This is a genomic window from Archangium violaceum, assembly GCF_016887565.1.
GTDB lineage: Bacteria > Myxococcota > Myxococcia > Myxococcales > Myxococcaceae > Archangium > Archangium violaceum_B.
Map to the genome: position 1 here is coordinate 11,418,770 of NZ_CP069396.1, position 15,900 is coordinate 11,434,669.

13 protein-coding genes and 1 tRNA gene are annotated in these 15,900 nt (G+C 68.3%); 4 read left to right on the forward strand and 10 right to left on the reverse strand.

The window, feature by feature from the left end:
- Positions 1–4 precede the first annotated feature (4 nt).
- The 4 genes from JRI60_RS45485 to JRI60_RS45500 all read right to left on the reverse strand — a co-directional run bounded on the left by JRI60_RS45485 (position 5) and on the right by JRI60_RS45500 (position 5,564).
- A complete protein-coding gene (locus tag JRI60_RS45485; protein WP_204222334.1) occupies positions 5–886 on the reverse strand; it encodes a hypothetical protein in 882 nt (293 codons plus the stop codon).
- A 101-nt stretch (positions 887–987) separates the two neighbouring features.
- Complete coding sequence (locus JRI60_RS45490) at positions 988–2,448, reverse strand: M16 family metallopeptidase (protein ID WP_204222335.1); 1,461 nt, start codon at positions 2,446–2,448, stop codon at positions 988–990.
- Complete coding sequence (locus tag JRI60_RS45495) at positions 2,445–3,839, reverse strand: M16 family metallopeptidase (protein ID WP_204222336.1); 1,395 nt, start codon at positions 3,837–3,839, stop codon at positions 2,445–2,447. The genes JRI60_RS45490 and JRI60_RS45495 overlap by 4 nt, the downstream gene beginning before the upstream one ends.
- Positions 3,840–3,911: 72 nt before the next feature.
- Entirely contained in the window at positions 3,912–5,564 is a 1,653-nt protein-coding gene (locus tag JRI60_RS45500) for a bifunctional 3-(3-hydroxy-phenyl)propionate/3-hydroxycinnamic acid hydroxylase (protein ID WP_204222337.1), read from the reverse strand.
- Positions 5,565–5,938: 374 nt separating this feature from the next.
- Between JRI60_RS45500 and JRI60_RS45505 the strand changes: the two genes are divergently transcribed.
- From JRI60_RS45505 to dbpB, 3 genes are read left to right on the forward strand one after another with little or no spacing between them, the layout of a single operon-like run.
- Positions 5,939–6,904 (forward strand): hypothetical protein, encoded by a 966-nt coding sequence (locus JRI60_RS45505; protein WP_204222338.1) that lies wholly within the window; start codon positions 5,939–5,941, stop codon positions 6,902–6,904.
- 43 nt (positions 6,905–6,947) lie between these two features.
- The gene (dpdA, locus tag JRI60_RS45510) at positions 6,948–8,267 is read left to right on the forward strand and encodes a tRNA-guanine transglycosylase DpdA (RefSeq protein ID WP_204222339.1); all 1,320 of its coding nucleotides are present in this window, start codon (positions 6,948–6,950) and stop codon (positions 8,265–8,267) included.
- A gap of 16 nt (positions 8,268–8,283) precedes the next feature.
- Positions 8,284–9,432, forward strand: coding sequence for a DGQHR domain-containing protein DpdB (gene dbpB, locus JRI60_RS45515; protein WP_204222340.1), 1,149 nt, complete (start codon positions 8,284–8,286; stop codon positions 9,430–9,432).
- 19 nt (positions 9,433–9,451) lie between these two features.
- Here dbpB and JRI60_RS45520 read toward each other — a convergent pair whose 3' ends face one another.
- The 4 genes from JRI60_RS45520 to JRI60_RS45535 all read right to left on the reverse strand — a co-directional run bounded on the left by JRI60_RS45520 (position 9,452) and on the right by JRI60_RS45535 (position 12,607).
- A complete protein-coding gene (locus JRI60_RS45520) occupies positions 9,452–10,027 on the reverse strand; it encodes an RBBP9/YdeN family alpha/beta hydrolase (protein ID WP_204222341.1) in 576 nt (191 codons plus the stop codon).
- Positions 10,028–10,124: 97 nt separating this feature from the next.
- On the reverse strand, positions 10,125–10,697 hold the full coding sequence (locus tag JRI60_RS45525) for an imm11 family protein (RefSeq protein ID WP_204222342.1): 573 nt from the start codon (positions 10,695–10,697) through the stop codon (positions 10,125–10,127).
- 3 nt (positions 10,698–10,700) lie between these two features.
- Entirely contained in the window at positions 10,701–11,993 is a 1,293-nt protein-coding gene (locus JRI60_RS45530) for an AHH domain-containing protein (protein ID WP_204229375.1), read from the reverse strand.
- A 541-nt stretch (positions 11,994–12,534) separates the two neighbouring features.
- A tRNA-Phe gene (locus JRI60_RS45535) sits at positions 12,535–12,607 on the reverse strand.
- 193 nt (positions 12,608–12,800) lie between these two features.
- Here JRI60_RS45535 and nhaR point away from each other — a divergent pair.
- Complete coding sequence (gene nhaR / locus JRI60_RS45540; RefSeq protein WP_204222343.1) at positions 12,801–13,697, forward strand: transcriptional activator NhaR; 897 nt, start codon at positions 12,801–12,803, stop codon at positions 13,695–13,697.
- A 50-nt stretch (positions 13,698–13,747) separates the two neighbouring features.
- On the opposite strand, the gene JRI60_RS45545 is transcribed toward nhaR, so the two are convergent.
- Positions 13,748–15,394 (reverse strand): amidohydrolase, encoded by a 1,647-nt coding sequence (locus JRI60_RS45545; RefSeq protein WP_204229376.1) that lies wholly within the window; start codon positions 15,392–15,394, stop codon positions 13,748–13,750.
- Positions 15,395–15,538: 144 nt separating this feature from the next.
- A complete protein-coding gene (locus tag JRI60_RS45550) occupies positions 15,539–15,739 on the reverse strand; it encodes a hypothetical protein (protein WP_204222344.1) in 201 nt (66 codons plus the stop codon).
- Between the last annotated feature and the right edge of the window lie 161 nt (positions 15,740–15,900).

Sequence of the window (15,900 nt, forward strand, 5' to 3'; positions counted from 1 at the left end):
CGGCTCAGGGGCAGCCGGAGCTCACCTCGAGCGCGTCGTACGCCATCCAGCCGTTGCGCTTGGTGCCAGTGGTGGCGGCGATGACGTAGCCGTAGATGAACTTCATCGTCCCCGACTGCTGGCGGTAGCGGCCCGTGCTGTCCTGGACCCAGAGCGGGATGTCGATGGACGGAGCGCCGCCGTCGGTCGGCACGTCCAGGCGCTGGAACTTCGTGCCCGCCGGCCAGTGGTCCACCGCCGGGCCGCCCAGGCCGAAGCCCGGCACGTTGAAGGCGAGGTTGACCGAGCGCAGGCCATTGGCGCGCACCAGCGGCAGGTAGTCGCCCGCGCGCTCGTTGCTCGACGTGGTGTCGTAGACCACCTTCTTCACCTCGAGGGCGGGGTCATGCCAGTTGCGCACGGCGTAGCAGCCCAGCTTCGCCAGGCCCGCGCCCAGCGCGGACACGTGGCCGACCTTCTGCTCGAAGGACGTGCGCCCCAGGATGGCCGAGATCGGCAGCCACCCGGCGCTCGAGTTGGACGTCGACACCGCGAAGGCATGCAGCTCGTTGGCGAAGGTGCGCGTCTGGCCGTAGTTGAAGGCCGAGCTCGTCCGGTTGTTGATGCCCATCACCGTGCCGTTGCCGTTACGGATGGGCACGCCCGTCACCAGGCCCCAGTTGTCGTCGGCGGGATCGTTCGTGGGAACGCGATTGCCGCCGGGGTCCTGCAGCTTGCAGTTGTACGGGCTCTCGAGACAGTACGTCCCGTTCACGCCCGAGTAGGCCGCCTGCTTCCGGGTCGAGACCGCCTCGCCAGCCTCCGTGCCCTCGTCGACGGCCACCTCGCCGCCACACGCGGAGGACACCAGCGCCACAGCGCAAATCGTGAATATCTGGTTTCGCATGACATCATGGAAGACCAGGCTCTTCCCGGATGTCAAACGACTCCCAGTGCGTCCCCGTCAGCCGACAGGGACGCCTTGGGGACGCGAGCGCTCGCGGGTGTCTACTTCTTCACAGAGGCCCGGGGAGCGAAGTGCGGGTCGGTGATGCTCATCTCGGTGACGGTGCCGTACTTGCGAGCCACGTCACGGATGTCCGCGGCCTTGCCGATGAGCACCACGGTGAGGTCATCCCCGGAGGGCAGCACGCGCTGGATGGAGGCCTGGAGGCGGGCCTTGTCGGCACTGGCCACCCGGGCGGCGAAGTCGTCCACGTCGCTCGCGTCGAGCCCGTAGAAGGAGAGCTCGGACAACTTGCCGGCGATCTGCCGGCCCGTCTCCAGGGTGGGCGGGAACTGGCCCAGCACGTACTCCTTGGCGGAGGCGAGCAGGGTGTCGTCCACGCCCTGCTGGCGATAGCGCGCGAGCACGTCCAGCGCCAGGTCCAGCGCCTTCTCGGTGGACTCCGTCTTCGTGTACGAGGAGACGGCGAACGCACCCGGCTGCGTGTCGCGCACCACCACCGAGGCGGCGCCGTAGGAGAGGCCGGACTTGATGCGCAGCGCCGTGTTGAGCAGCGAGGTGAAGCGGCCGCCGAGCACCGTGTTGGCCAGGGCCACGTCCACGCGAGCGGGATCCGTGCGGGAGATGCCGGTGTTGCCGGCCCAGAAGTACGTCTGCGTGGCGTCGGGCTTGTCCACCAGCAGCACGCGCCGGCCCTTCGTCGCCTGGGTGGGCGGAGCCACCGGGGCCGGCGTGGACGCACGAGCCCAGCCCCCGAGCGCAGCCTCCAGCTGCTTCGCGAGCTTCTTCGCGTCGATGTCGCCCACCACCGAGAGGATGAGCCGGTCACCGCCCAGGTGCGCCTTGGCGTACGCCAGCACGTCCTCGCGCTGGAGCGTGGCCAGCGACGCCTCGCTGCCGATCACCGGACGGCCGTACGGGTGCGTCCCGAAGTGGAAGGCATGGAAGTAGGTGCCGATGATGCCGCGCAGGTCGCCATCCTTCGCGGCGGCGAGCTCCGACACCATGCGCTCGCGCGTCTTCTCCAGCTCGGCCGGGTCGAAGCGGGGCCGCATCAACAGATCCGAGAGCAGCTCCACCATGAGCGTGGTGTCGCGCGACATGAACTGCCCGTACACGTCGAGCGCCTCGCGGCCGGGAGCCACCGCGATGAAGCCGCCCACGCTGTCCACCGCCTCGGCGAACTGCCGGGCATCGCGCGCGCCAGCGCCCTTCTGGAGCAGCTCGGCGGTGAGCGCGGCCAGGCCCTCCTTGCCCTCCGGGTCTCCGAGCGCCCCGCCGCGCACCTTGGCGCTGAAGGACACCAGCGGTACCTCGCGCTTCTCCACCAGGAGCAGCTTCGCGCCGTTCTTCAGCTCCAGCACGGTGGCCTTGGGCAGCTTCACCGCGTCCTGAACCTGGGCCTGCTGCGCCGCAGGGCGCTGCGCCTTCGCGTCCTGGGCCCCCGCCGTGGAGGCCACCAGCAGCGCCGCGAGCGCCACCTTCCCCATGAACACCTTCATCGCGCCGCCTCCTTCTTCGCCTCGACGGGGGCCTCGGGCACCAGCACGCCCACCGTGCGGTTGTTCTTCGCGAACACCTTCCCGGCCACCTTCCGTACCTGCTCGCGCGTCACCGCCTCGTACTGCTCGGGCGCGCTGAAGAGCTTCTGCCAATCCCCGTGGAACACCTCGTAGGTGCCGAGCGCCTGCGCCCGGCCGCTGTTGGTCTCCAGGTTGCGCCAGAAGTCCGCCACGACGCCGTTCTTCGCCTTGCGCAGCTCCGCGTCGGTGACGCCCGCGGACACCAGCTTGCCCAGCTCCTCGTCGAGCAGCGCCTCCACCTTGCCGAGGTCGCCTCCCGGCGGCAGGTCCACCAGCAGCCATGTGAGCCCCGGGTCGAAGCCGGCCGCGCGGTAGCCCTCCACGTGGATGGCCACCTGCTCCTCCTCCACCAGGCGCCGGTGCAGCCGCGAGGAGTCCCCGTCCGTGAGGATGCGCACCAGCAACTCCAGCGCGGGCGCCTCGGGGTCGCTGGCCTTGAAGGCGTGGAAGGCCATCTGCAGCAGCGGGGCCTGCGCCAGCTTGCGCACCACCACCCGGCGCTCGCCCAGCTGCGGCGGCTCCTGGGTGCGCACCGGCTCGGGCGCGGGCTGGGACGGGATGGGCTCCAGGTACTTCTCCGCCAGCGCGAAGATCTCCTCGGGCGTCACGGCCCCCACCGCGATGAGCGTGGCGTTGTTGGGCGCGTAGTAGGTGCGGAAGTAGCGCTCCAGGTCCTCCTGCTTCCAGCTCTCGATGTCCGAGGGCCAGCCGATGGTCGGAATCTGGTACGGGTGGGCCACGTAGGCGGTGGACTGCACCTGCTCCATGAGCAGGCCGGCGTTGTTGTTGTCCACGCTGGAGCGCCGCTCCGAGTAGACGACGCCGCGCTCGCTCTCCACCACCTTGGGGTCGAACGACAGGTGCTGCAACCGGTCCGCCTCCAGGTCGAAGATGAGCTCCAGCGCCGAGCGCGGGAACCAGTCCTGGTACACGGTGACGTCCTCGGAGGTGTAGGCGTTGTTGCTGCCGCCGTGCGCCTCCATGACGCGGTCGAACTCACCGGGGCCGTACTTCTTCGCGCCGTTGAACATCATGTGCTCGAAGAAGTGGGACAGGCCGGTGATGCCGGGGCGCTCGTTGCGGCTGCCCACGCGGAACCAGTCGTAGAGCGAGATGCTGGGGTTGTCCGGGTCCGACCAGACGATGATCTTCAACCCGTTCTTCAGCGTCTTCGTGCGCACGTTGGCGCCGGGCTTCTGGGTGGACGTGGCGGTGGCCGACGTCTCGGTCCGCGCGGCGCGACCCTGGGCGCACGCGGCCGAACCGGCCAGCAGCACCAACCCCGTGACGAGCAACTTCTGTCTGAGCATCCGCTCTCCCTATGCGAAGGCACCCCTCAACGGGAGGAATTTCGGGATATTCCCCAGGGAGCCGTCCGGCCCTCAGGCCACCGAGGCGTACGAGAACTCGGGAACGGACCCGAGCGAGGGCGGAGTCTCCCCGTGCAGGGGCCCGTGGATCCACCCGCGCAGCGCGGCGGTGAGCCAGCTGAGGTGCGAGCCGCGCACCGCGCCGAAGAGGTAGCGGTCCGGGCGGAGGACGGCGATGTCCACGTGGTGCTCGCGGAACCACGCGTCGAGCTTGCCCTCGACGTCCACCGCCTCGCCGGGCTCGGCCACGCCGGAGCGCGGAGGGATGATGCGCACGCAGCGGGCGCCGATGCTGTCGGCGAGCGCCTGCGCGGCCCGGCGCGAGGCCTCCGGAGTGTCCGGGTGCACCACCACCGAGAAGCCGGGGCCCAGCAGCTCATCCAACCGCAGCAGCCCTCCCCCCGGAACGCCCACGCGGGGCTGAGGGAAGTAGGACCCCTCGGGGGCCTGACGGTGGGCGCGCGCGCCCCCCAGCATGAAGCCGCGGGTGATGAGGGGCTGGGGCTTGAACTCGAAGTCGCGGATGAAGCGCTGCGCGCGCGGGATGCGGTGGAGCGCCTTGAGGAGGTTGTCGCGCAGGAACGCGACCGGGCGGCTGCCGGTGAGCATGACCTTGCCCATGTTCACGCTGGTTTCGATCATCGCCTGTGCATGGGGGCGGCGCTCCTGCTCGTAGGAGTCGAGGAGCGGCTCGTCGGCGTGGCCCTGGAGCACGGCGGCCAGCTTCCAGGAGAGGTTGGCGGCGTCGCGCAGGCCGGAGCAGAGCCCTTGTCCCAGGAAGGGCGGCATGAGGTGGGCGGCGTCGCCGAGCAGGAACATCCGCCCATCGCGCCAGCGCGAGGCCACGCGGCTGTTGGTGATGTAGGCGGCGGCGCGGAGGATCGTGGCGCGATCCGGGTCCACGTGGGGGGCGATGAACTCGCGGATGCGCTCGGGCCGGAGCAGGTCCTCGTGCTTCTCCTCGGGGCGGATCCGGCACTCGATGCGCATCTCGTTGCCGGCGCAGCGGGTGACGAAGATGTGCCGGTAGGGGTCGCAGATCATGCGACTGATGGGCGGAGGCGTGTCGTGCAGGAGGAGGGAGATGGCGATGGTGCCCTCCTCGTCGGTGGAGCCCACCATGTCGATGCCGGCGAGCTGGCGCACGGTGCTGCGGCCTCCATCACAGGCCAGGAGATAGCGGGCGCGCACGGTGCGCTCGGCGCCCTGGGAATCGCGGACGGAGACCGAGATGCGCTCGGCGTCCTGCGTGTAGGACTCGACGCGATGGCCGAGCTGGAAGCCGACATGGGGGAAGCGCGAGAGCCCCTGGCGCAGCACCTGCTCGAGATAGGGCTGGCTGAAGAAGCGCAGGACCGGGAAGCCGAAGCCGAAGTCGAGCCCCTGGGCGACGACGCGGGCGAAGAGCTCACCCGAGGCGCCGACGAACTCCACCTCGGGGCAGTCGTACATATGAGCATCCAGGACGTTGGCGAGGCCGACGGACTGGTAGATGCGCATGGCCTCGTCGTCACAGGTGATGGCGCGAGGCTGGCTGTGGGGGGTGAGGTCGCGCTCGAGGACGAGCGTCCGCACCCCGTATAGACCGAGGAAGTTGGCCGTCAGCGCACCCACCGGGCCGCATCCGGCGATGAGCACGTCCGTCTCTTCGACCTGGGGCGTCATGGAACTCCGAACTCCTGCCAGGGAGACCCCCGGGATGGGGTCCTGGCAGGCGGGAATCTACCGGATGGCAGGCGGCCCACCACAGCCCATGTCATGGGGCGGCCCGGGGGGCGAACGGGCGAGGGCTCGTCACACCTGGTACCCATCTCGCCCGCCCGTCGAGCTTCCTTCTCTCCTTCTCCAGCGATATGACTTCCCAAGTCATATCCAGAAACACTACATTTGCCGTCCTCACCGTCTCCGTGAAGTCCACGGGCATGACGCGTGGACTTCACCCCGAGAACCAGCCACCGCGGGTCAGACTACCCGACGCACGGAATCGACCCGCCGACCATTATTTCTGGGTATACGCACCTTGCAACACTCCCCCCGCCATGCGCACGGACCTCCATATCATCGCCAGCTGCACCAAGAGGAAGCGGGCTCCGGTGCCCCCGGAGCTGCGCCTGCGGGAGCTGCGCGAGACGAAGCCCGACCTCCGGGCCCGGCGCTGGTGGAGCCGCCTTCACGAGCACCCGCACCCCACCCTCCCCGCGGAGTCCCTGTACGCGGGCGAGCACTGGCGCGTCGTCCTGGAGCTGCCTCCCCTCGCCCTCCAGGCCCGGCTCCGGCCCCGGCTCTGGGTGGCCTCGGCCGGCTACGGGCTCATCCCCTCGGATGCCCCCATCCGCCCCTACTCGGCCACCTTCTCCCGGGACGACGAGGACTCCGTCGTCCCTCGCCACCCCTCCCGGTCCACCGGCGCCCTGTCGCGGCAGTGGTGGATGGCGCTCGCCCGCGAGACGGGTCCCGCGCCCGGAGAGCCCCGGCTCCTCCACCACCTGGCTCGCTCCTCCCCCGACGCCCGCATCCTGGTGGTGGCCTCGCCCTCCTATCTCGGCGCGCTCGAGGAGGACCTGGCACTCGCGGCCCGCGCCCTGCGCCGCCCCGAGCACCTGCTCGTCATCTCCGCGCCCGGCCCCACCTCCCGGGGCGTGCTCGCTCCCCACTGGGTCCCCTCGAGCGCCCGGCTCCAGGCCGCCCTGGGCGGCACCCGGAATGCCCTGAGTGTCCGGATCGCGAAGGACCTGCTGAGGCGCGCAAGCGGGGAGGACGTAACGGATTTGGACGCCGCCAGGGTCCAGGGTTATTACGGGCGTCTGATCCACCGCAGCGCGCCTCCACCGCGCTTGCAGCGGACGCCCATGACGGACGACGAGGTACGGCGGTTCATCGCGCGGGAGATGCGCACGGAGCAACGGACATGGAGCGCCATGCTGCGGCGGCTGCGCGACAGCGGCCTCGCCTGCGAGCAGCAGCGCTTCCGCCGGCTCTTCCTCGAGCTCCAGGAGCGCCCATGAGCCGCCTCCCCCCGAAGCCCCTCCTCCACCTCCGGATGCTCGCGTGAAGTTCTTCCTGCCAGACAGCCAGGATCTCGTCGATCCCTCCTTCGACTTCGAGCTGGAGCGCCGCTCGATGACCCGCCAGCGCCAGCGGGACGACCTCTATGCCCACGAGGTCTTCTCCACGCCCGCCTTCGACGGCCTGCTGGTGTCCAAGGGAATCGTCGACGGCTTCGGCGTCCTGGGCAGCCGCTACACCCTGTCCCAGCGCCGTCGGCTCCAGCGCGATGGCGCTCCCCAGTTCTTCCGTCTGGACAACGCCCCCTACCCGCTGGAGATCATGGGCGACTGCGGCGCCTTCACCTACGTGGACGAGGAGGAGCCTCCGTACTCCGTCGACGAGGTGCTCGCCTTCTACGAGAGCTGCCGCTTCCACTACGGTGTGTCGCTCGACCACGTCATCCTTGAGTTCGACCCCGCCGCGGATGCCCCGGGCGCCGAGGAGGACGTCATCTCCCCCGCCATCCGCGCCCGGCAGCAGCTCACCCTCGAGCGCGCCCGGGAGTTCCTGCGCAAGCACAAGGCGGGAGGCCATTCCTTCAAGCCGCTCGGGGTGGCCCAGGGGTGGAGCCCGAAGTCCTACGCCGCCGCGGTGAAGGCGCTCCAGAAGATGGGCTACGACTACATCGCCCTGGGCGGCATGGTTCCCCTCAAGACGCAGGAGATCCGCCTGTGCCTGGAGGAGATTCAAGCGGTCCGCAAGCCGGGCACCCGCCTGCACCTGCTGGGCGTGACGCGCCCCGAGCACCTCCAGGAGTTCTCCCGCCTGGGCATCGCCTCCTTCGACAGCACGTCCCCACTGCGGCAGGCCTTCAAGGATGCCCGCGACAACTATTACCTGGACGGGCACAAGTACACGGCCATCCGCATCCCGCAGATCGAAGGCAACCCCGACCTGCAGAAGAAGATCTTCGCCGGCCAGGTGTCCCAGGAGAGCGCGCGCCGGCTGGAGCGCGAGTGCCTGGAGTCCATGCGTCTGTTCGATCAGGGCCGGCGCACGGTCCGCCAGACGCTGGAGGTGCTGCTGGAGTACGAGCGGCTCTACGACCCGGACACGAAGCCGAAGAGAAACGACCACGCCGCCGCCTACGAGCAGACGCTGGAGAATGCGCCCTGGCGCCGCTGTGCGTGCGAGGTGTGCGGGAAATTGAAACACCACGTCATCCTCTTCCGGGGCGCGGAGCGCAACCGGAGGCGCGGCTTCCACAACATCTGGACGCTGTATCGCCAGATGCACGAGCGCGGGCTGGGCGAGGGCTCCCCGTTCCAGGAGGAAATGGGTCCGCGCGCGCGCCGGGCGAAGGCGCGCGCCCACGGGTGAGGGAGAGGGAAGAGACATGCCGAAAGAACTGAAGCTTCCCGCCGTCGAAGTGCGCCAGTCCAAGGGCCGGACGCTGTACTCGTTCGCGGTGGACGGGAAGCTGGTCCATCGCTTCGCCACCATCTCGCGCGTGAGCCGCAGGGAGGGCCAGCTGCACGGCTACCAGCGGCCCGAGGCCCTCGCGCACATCGAGGAGATCCGCAACTACCTCGAGAGCCCCTCGCCGATGGTGCCCAACGCCGTCATCCTGGCCTTCGACTCGCGCGTGCGCTTCAAGCCGGCGGAGACGAAGCCTCCCTCCAAGGAGGTCTACTCGCGGCCGGGCTTCATCATCATCCCGATGGAGGAGCAGCCCGACGAGGACAAGCCGGGCTTCATCGTGGATGGCCAGCAGCGACTGGCGGCCATCCGCGACGCGGCCATCGACAGCTTCCCCATCTGCGTCACGGCCTTCATCACCGACGACATCGGCCAGCAGGCCGAGCAGTTCATGCTCGTCAATTCGACGAAGCCCCTGTCCAAGGCGCTCCTGTACGAGCTGCTCCCGCAGACCCGCGCCCAGCTCCCCTCGTCCCTCAGCCGCCGCCGGCTCCCGGCCCAGCTCATGGTGCGGCTCAACCAGGATGAGCGCTCTCCGCTCCGGGAGATGATCCAGACGGCCACGCACCCCACGGGCATCATCAAGGACAACTCCATCCTCAAGATGCTCGAGCACAGCCTGATCGATGGCGCGCTCTACGAGGTCCGGAAGCGGGGCGACTCGGAGGATGGCCTCGAGCCCATGATGGAGCTGCTGCGCAACTACTGGACGGCGGTCTCCCAGGTCTTCAAGGAGGCCTGGGGGAAGCCTCCCAAGAAGTCGCGGCTCATGCATGGCGCGGGAATCATCAGCATGGGCCTCATCATGGATGACGCCAGCGCGCTCCTCATGGAGACGGCGCGCCCCCCCACCGTCCAGCAGTACGCGGCCGCGCTCCAGCCGCTCGAGAAGCTCTGCCACTGGACCTCGGGCACCTGGGACTTCGGCAATGGCCGCACGCGCAAGTGGAACGAATTGCAGAACACGCCCAAGGACATCGATCTGCTCGCCAGGTACCTCACCGACCAGTACCGGAGTCTGGTGAAGGACCGGCCGCAGAAGCTGCGCCGGGTCGCCCAGCGCTGAGGTGTCACGCTCCCAGAGTCTACGTCCCGTGACCCCGTACAGCAGCCTGGAGCAACTCTTCCAACAAGGCCTGGCCTTCGCGCCAAGAGCCAAGGCGGGCCGCGCTGCCCAGGTGGTCCTTCGCGCCCACGTTCACGAGCTTCGCTCCCCAGTCCGCGGCAAGCCCGGTGATTCGCTCCATCGTGATGAACGCGTCATTGGTGCTCGCCACCACTACTGAAGGAAACGGGAGCCGCTGGCGCGGCATGGGCGCGAAGCCGCTCGTTCCCGCCGGAAAGCCGGGGGCCTCCGTGTCGCTGGGCGCGACCAGCAGGGCACCGCGGACCTTGCCATGATTGGCGGGATGCGCCGCTGCCCAATGCGCGACCAGGATGCACGCGAGGCTATGTGCCACGAGCACCACCGGCCGCCGCGCTCCCGCGATGGCCAGTTCCAGCGTGGCCACCCAGTCCTCCCTCCGGGGTGTGTTCCACTCCGCCTGCTCGATGCGCTGGCAGTCCGTCCGCTCCCGCTCCCAGTGGGTCTGCCAATGCTCGGGGCCCGAGTTGTAGAGGCCCGGAAGGATGAACACGGCGGGGGAGGCTTCTGTGGACATGGCTACCTCGGCAGTGCGACGCGGGCGTTCGATGGGGAACCTTCCCGACCGTATTAAGGCAGTGCATCCAAGTCGGGCAAAAATAACGAACTTCTGATCAGACTTCGTCGAATCGCCCACCCACCATGCCAGTTCGTTCCAGGGCCGCTTTGATCTCCTCATCAACGATGACCGGCGGGTGCCAGCCCCAAAGCCGGAACACGCGGGCATCGCCAACCTTCGACTTGTCAATGCGCAGACCTATCACTGAGCGGTACTCCCCGACTCGCTCTGGCCGCCCATCTCCCGCACTGTAGAACTGAACTTCTGCGCTCGCCTTATCGTCAATGCACCGGACTGTCCGCGCCACGTTCACAAGATAGTAAGTCTCGGCCTGTCCTTGAACCTCGACAGGAAAGAGCTGAACATCGTTGGGGGCCATCTCACGGAAGACAGCGGCCACTCGCACGTTGACGATGGGGGCTTGCCCAACCCCCGCTGTGTCGAAGTCCAGTGGCCTCCCGGGTCGGTCAACCGAGACGCGCAGTCGCTCGCGAACCTCGACGGGCCGACCATAGCTGAATTCCCAAACGTCCTCTAGCTCCTGACCGGTAAGGCGAGTCGGCTCTCCCAGGTACCAGCGCCCCGCCACATCCACGTCAATGCCTAGCCGGAAAAAGCGTCGCTCCATGGGTCATGCCTCGGGGTTCTTCGTGACCAGCTTCCGCAGCTCTGTACCCGCCGTTGTAAGGTCTTTCGCGATCTTTGCCAGTTCGTCAACCAACGCGGCCCGGCACTGCGCGGCCCCCCGGCATCCCTGCATTGCTCTCGCGATCCGGTCCAACACGGCCTGGTGGTACTCGCGAGAGTGAGGTCCCTTGTGCCCCTTGATGCGCACCTGGTTCGCAGGGTCATTGAGTTCCATCCTGGCCAGCCTGAAATAGCGCTCGAACAGCGGAGTCCATGGGCCGCCAGAAGCCTCGGAGATTTCGTTCTTGTTCGTGCAGATGTGGTGAATGTCGCCTTCGGGGTCGCCCTGCATGGCACTCCCGGGGCCCATGGCGACCGCTGCAACGGCCGTGGGGGCAAGTACGACATTCAGCACTCCCGCTGAAGGCATGGCAATCGATTGCACCCCGCCTGTCCACGCCGCAGATAGCTGAAACCCGCCTTCGGCCTGTGCCCTCAACGCCGCCTGCGCCGCGCCTGGTAGCTTGGAGCCCTGCGCAGCCGTGGCGTTCCTACCGCCGAGAACGGACAAGGCGACGATAACCAGAACCCGAGCACCATTGTCTCCGAGCACTTTCCCGAATCGGTGTCCAACATCCTCCAACTCCGAGATGGTACGGGCGTTCTTTGACTCCTCCATGAGCCGCAGGAATCCCTGTCCGAGGTTCCACACGGGGCCGGTGCCGAGATACGCAATCAATGATGCCGTTAACGCAATCGCAACAAGCTTGGTGATGGGCTCGGGTGCAACCAACATCACAAGTGCGGTCCCCACCATGGACACAACCATTGTGCGGAGGGCAGCAGGGTCCGCGAAGTCCTTTACCGCTTCCTCGACGCCTTCCCAGACTGTATCGAATGCGAAGAAGAGCGACATCATGCGCAGCTGCGTCGGATCCAGAGTCAACTCCCCCGCGAGCAGATTCAGCCGCGCTCTGGGGTCACTCTGCTGTTGTCCGATCCGTGCATGCGACTGGGCCATCGTGCGCCCCTGGGCCCCGTCAACCACCCCTCCAGCCGAAGCAAGTAGAAAAAGCCGGGCATCCTGCTCGGGCTCCTCATGTATGACATTCAGCTTCAAGTCGAGCATGAGTTGCACGACAGCCCTCTTGAACTCTGCTTCATCGATTTCAATAGGTTTGGTCTCAACGGGTTGCCAGACGCTCGGCGCCCCCTGTCCAGTGTCCAGGTTCACGATTCGCGTCGTTGCGCAACCTGACGCGAGCAACAGCAACGCGACGATTGCGCAGATCTTCATGGCGCTCCCCGAGGTCAACGTCCCTATGCCCCCGATGCACAGTACTGTCTTGGCAGTGAGCATGCCCCGATCTTGTGGCTCTCCCGCAGTTCGTGTGGTTCAGAGCGGCGAGCGGGCGAGCCTTATTCGTCAGTCGTCCGTATGCACCCAGGATTCACACAGACCGCGGCCGTGGTCCTCCTGCGAGGAACCAAGCGGGCAACTCGGCACCGGGAAGTGCCCATCGTCACCATCGACTCGATCTCCATGACGCCTGCGCCCGCATTGGCATCGCCCACTGATCGCCGAACGCTCTCCGCCGCACCCTCGCGACCTTAGCCCAGGGCGCACCACCGGACCTCATCGCCCCGATGATGGGACATGCGGGCACGCGGATGGCTGAGTGGGGTCTACGGCAGGCTGCCAACGAGGGAGCTTGCTACTCGGGTCGTCGCTGCCGTGGGAGCAGACCGTAGCGCATTTGTAGCAGACACCCGCGCTACAAATGGACTCCCTGGACTCCGTGGACTGACTAAGTCCTCGAAGTCCGAGGGAGTTGATGTGCCCAGGGGCGGAATCGAACCACCGACACGGGGATTTTCAGTCCCCTGCTCTACCAACTGAGCTACCTGGGCGTTCTGCTCAACCGCGCGAAGTAGGGGCGATTTACGGGGACTCGGCCCTCACGTCAAGCTGGTTCTTCAACTCCACCCCACTTCCCCTCCTTCCCCCTCCCCGCTCGCACGCCCGGCCGCCCTCCCCTCCTCCACGCCCGCACGCCCCGTGCGTTTCCGTTAAATCCCCGCCATCTCCCCCGGAGGCCCCTGCGTGAGCTGGCTCAACTACCACCACCTCCTCTACTTCTGGACCGTCGCCCGCGCCGGCTCCATCGCCAAGGCCAGCCAGGAGCTCCACCTCGCCCAGCCCACCATCAGCGCCCAGCTCAAGCTCCTCGAGGAGTCCCTCGGCCACAAGCTCTTCGAACGCCAGGGCCGCCGCCTCGTCCTCACCGACGTCGGCCGCACCGTCCTCCGCTACGCCGAGGACATCTTCCGCCTCGGCAACGAGCTCAAGAACGTCGTCAACGGCATGCCCTCCGGTCAGGGCCTCCGCGTCGCCGTCGGCGTCACCGACGTCATCCCCAAGCTCGTCGCCGAGCGCCTCCTCCAGCCCGCCTTCGACGTCTCCCCTGACCTCCGCATCACCTGCCGCGAAGGTCCTCTGCCCCAGCTCCTCGCCTCCCTCGCCCTCCACGAGCTCGACGTCGTCCTCGCCGATTCCCCCTCCCCCGAGCCCGTCAGCGTCCGCTCCTTCAACCACCTGCTCGGCAAGTGCGGCGTCTCCTTCTTCGCCGCCCCCAGGCTCGCTCACCTGTCCAAGGGCTTCCCTCGCTCCCTCGATAGCGCCCCCGTCCTCCTCCCCTCCGACGCCTCCTCCGTCCGCCGCTCCCTCGAAATGTGGTTCGACTCCCGCGGCATCCACCCCGTCATCACCGGCGACTTCGATGACTACGCCCTCTTGTTGGCCTTCGGGCAGCGCGGCCACGGCGTCTTCGCCGCCCCCTCCGTCATCGAGCAGGAGGTGTGTCGACAGTTCAATGTCTCCGTCATCGGGCACACCGATGACATCGAGACCTGCTTCTACGCCATCTCCGTCGAGCGGCGACTCAGGCACCCCGCTGTTGTCGCCATCGCCGAGACGGCTCGATCACGGTTGTTCGGGTAGCGGGGTAGACCCTCACCCCAGCCCTCTCCCAGAGGGAGAGGGAGCATCGCTCAGGGCGAACGGTGGACTTCGCGACCGTCTACCACCGTCGCCACTACCTTCGCGTCCACCAGTTTCTTGGGCTCGTCCGCGACCGGGTCCACCGACAGCACCGTGAAGTCAGCGTCCATCCCCTCCACCAGACGCCCCCTTCGCCCCTCCGCGAACGACGCCCACGCTGGTCCCACCGTGAAGCCCTCCAACGCCTCCTCCCCCGTCAGGCGCTCCTGGGGTTGCCACCCGCCCTCGGGCTTTCCCCCCGCGTCCTGACGCGTCCTCGCCGCGTACAGCCCCGCCAGTACGTCCGGATTCTCGATCGGGAAGTCGCTCCCCAGCGCCAGCACCGCCCCCGCTTCCTTCAGGCTCTTCCACGCGTACGCCCCCTTCAGCCTCTCCGCCCCCAGCCTCGCCTCCGCCCACCCCATGTCGCTCGTCGCGTGCGTCGGCTGCACGCTCGCCACCAGCCCCGCCTCCCCCAGTTTCTGGATGTCCTCCGGCCTCAAGATCTGCGCGTGCTCCACCCGGTGTCTCAGCGCCTTCGTCCCCGTCCCCGCCGCCGCTCGGATCAGCGTGTCCACCACCAACGTGTTCGCCCGGTCTCCAATCGCGTGGATGCACACCTGGAAGCCCCTCTCCATGAAGGCCCACGTCCTCGCCGACAGTTCCTCCGGCTCCATCAGCAACAGCCCCGTCTCCCCAGGCGCGTCGCTGTAGGGCTCGTGCAGCGCCGCCCCTCTCGAGCCCAGCGCCCCGTCCAACAGGAACTTCACCGACTTCATCTCCAACATCCGCCCGCTGTACGTCCCCAGCTCCAGGTACGTCTGCCGGTCCCCTCCCTGCCCGTCCGCCATCGCGTACACCCGCACCGGCAGCCTCCCCGCCATGTCCCACATCTGCAGCCGCCGGAACGTCCTCAGGTCCATCCCCGCGTCGTGCACCCCCGTCAGCCCCACCTCCGCGCACCGCTCCAGCGCCGCCGAGAGTCTCGCCTCCAGCTGCTCGTCCGTCGGCGGCGGCACCACCCCCGCCACCAGGTCCATCGCGTTGTCCACTAGCACGCCCGTCGGCTCCCCCTTCGCGTCCCTCAGGATGCGGCCTCCCGCCGGATCCCTCGTCTCGCGCGTGATGCCCGCACGCCGCAGCGCCTCCCCGTTCACCCACGCCGCGTGATGGTCCACCCGCGTCAGGTACACCGGCGTCCGCGGAAAGCGCGCGTCCAGCTCCGAGCGTCCCGGAAAGCTCTTGCCCGGCCACCCGTTCTGGTCCCATCCCTTTCCCACCAGCCAGTCCCCCTGGAAGCTCGTGGACGGTGCATCCCCCAGACGCTGGATGACCTCGTCCACCGAGCGCGCTCCCTCCAGCCTCGCCACCGTCAGGCTCCACCCCAGTCCCGCCAGGTGCGCGTGCGCGTCCACCAGCCCCGGCACCACCACCGCGCTCCCGTAGTCGACGATCCGCGCCCCCTCGCCCGCCGCCTTCAGCACCTCCGCCTTCGTCCCCACCGCCAACAGCCGCCCCTCGCGCACCGCCAACGCCTGCGCCTCCGGCCTCCTCGCATCCAGCGTCCGGATCCGGCGTGCCACGTAGACTGTCGTCTCCACTCGCGCTCCCTCGGGCGCCCTCCGGGCGCACCCCAGCCCCAACGCCAGCACCAGCATCCCCAGGAGGACGCCCCGTGCCGCACCGCGGGCCCGTGTTCCGTGTTCGTGTTGGACCATCCGCGCCTCTAGCTAGCCGAGTGTCCCGGCCATTGCATCGAGCATCTGGGGCCCAACCGCCCTCGGTGCGGCTCTCGCACGGGCTCACCGCTGTGGAGGGATTCCCCCGTCCGGCTCGGTGATCGGTCCCGCGGGCCCCGGCGGCTCCGCGGGCACGTTCTGCACCTCCTCCCGCTGTGCCGCGTCATCGAGCGGCTCCCGGTTCTCCGTCCCAGGTGGCTGGGTCGTCCGGCAGGCCAGGAAGCCAACGAGCACTCCCATCCCCATCAGCAGCGCACGGCGCATGGGCACCTCCTCCATACCAACGCGTTCCCGCCCACCGTAGGGAGCCCCTCCTTCCACCGCAACGCGCTCTCCCTCCCTCCGTCCGCCAGCGGATTCACCCACTCCGCCGGGCACCCTCCCCATCGCCCCCCTCCCCTCCCACCGAGCCTCTCCCTCCCTCC

What these genes read in the sequence shown, in the direction of transcription:
- JRI60_RS45485 (WP_204222334.1), bottom strand. Translation starts at nt 886, where the DNA reads ATGCGAAACCAGATATTCACGATTTGCGCTGTGGCGCTGGTGTCCTCC.
- JRI60_RS45490 (WP_204222335.1), bottom strand. Translation starts at nt 2,448, where the DNA reads ATGAAGGTGTTCATGGGGAAGGTGGCGCTCGCGGCGCTGCTGGTGGCC.
- JRI60_RS45495 (WP_204222336.1), bottom strand. Translation starts at nt 3,839, where the DNA reads ATGCTCAGACAGAAGTTGCTCGTCACGGGGTTGGTGCTGCTGGCCGGT.
- JRI60_RS45500 (WP_204222337.1), bottom strand. Translation starts at nt 5,564, where the DNA reads ATGACGCCCCAGGTCGAAGAGACGGACGTGCTCATCGCCGGATGCGGC.
- JRI60_RS45505 (WP_204222338.1), top strand. Translation starts at nt 5,939, where the DNA reads ATGCGCACGGACCTCCATATCATCGCCAGCTGCACCAAGAGGAAGCGG.
- dbpB (WP_204222340.1), top strand. Translation starts at nt 8,284, where the DNA reads ATGCCGAAAGAACTGAAGCTTCCCGCCGTCGAAGTGCGCCAGTCCAAG.
- JRI60_RS45520 (WP_204222341.1), bottom strand. Translation starts at nt 10,027, where the DNA reads ATGTCCACAGAAGCCTCCCCCGCCGTGTTCATCCTTCCGGGCCTCTAC.
- JRI60_RS45525 (WP_204222342.1), bottom strand. Translation starts at nt 10,697, where the DNA reads ATGGAGCGACGCTTTTTCCGGCTAGGCATTGACGTGGATGTGGCGGGG.
- JRI60_RS45530 (WP_204229375.1), bottom strand. Translation starts at nt 11,993, where the DNA reads ATGAAGATCTGCGCAATCGTCGCGTTGCTGTTGCTCGCGTCAGGTTGC.
- JRI60_RS45545 (WP_204229376.1), bottom strand. Translation starts at nt 15,394, where the DNA reads ATGCTGGTGCTGGCGTTGGGGCTGGGGTGCGCCCGGAGGGCGCCCGAG.
- JRI60_RS45550 (WP_204222344.1), bottom strand. Translation starts at nt 15,739, where the DNA reads ATGCGCCGTGCGCTGCTGATGGGGATGGGAGTGCTCGTTGGCTTCCTG.